This is a genomic window from Pseudomonas gregormendelii (assembly GCF_017114825.1).
Lineage (GTDB): Bacteria > Pseudomonadota > Gammaproteobacteria > Pseudomonadales > Pseudomonadaceae > Aquipseudomonas > Aquipseudomonas gregormendelii.
In genome coordinates, this window is the sequence record NZ_JADEVO010000110.1 from 1 (window position 1) to 551 (window position 551).

The 551-nt window shown below is 46.5% G+C and carries 2 tRNA genes and 1 rRNA gene; all 3 read left to right on the forward strand.

The features are described 5' to 3' along the window. A 16S ribosomal RNA gene (locus tag IMW75_RS26795) occupies positions 1 to 64 on the forward strand; the annotation flags it as partial. Positions 65 to 187: 123 nt separating this feature from the next. Continuing rightward, positions 188 to 264: transfer RNA gene (locus IMW75_RS26800), tRNA-Ile, on the forward strand. Positions 265 to 274: 10 nt separating this feature from the next. After that, a tRNA-Ala gene (locus IMW75_RS26805) sits at positions 275 to 350 on the forward strand. Positions 351 to 551 lie beyond the last annotated feature (201 nt).

Consider the following 551-nt stretch of genomic DNA (forward strand, 5'->3'; position numbering starts at 1 on the left):
CATGACTGGGGTGAAGTCGTAACAAGGTAGCCGTAGGGGAACCTGCGGCTGGATCACCTCCTTAATCGACGACATCAGCTGCTCCATGAGCTCCCACACGAATTGCTTGATTCATTGAAGAAGACGATAGAAGCAGCTTTAAGCTCCAAGCTGATAGCTCCAAGCTAACAGTTGCGCGCTCGAAATTGGGTCTGTAGCTCAGTTGGTTAGAGCGCACCCCTGATAAGGGTGAGGTCGGCAGTTCGAATCTGCCCAGACCCACCAATTTTGTTATGGGGCCATAGCTCAGCTGGGAGAGCGCCTGCCTTGCACGCAGGAGGTCAACGGTTCGATCCCGTTTGGCTCCACCATATAACTGCTTCTGCTGTTAGAGTTTAGAAATGAATATTCCGGTGTGAATATTGATTTCTAGTCTTTGATTAGATCGTTCTTTAAAAATTTGGGTATGTGATAGAAAGATAGACTGAACGTTACTTTCACTGGTAACGGATCAGGCTAAGGTAAAATTTGTGAGTTGCTCTTAATTGAGTATTATCGAATTTTCGGCGAAT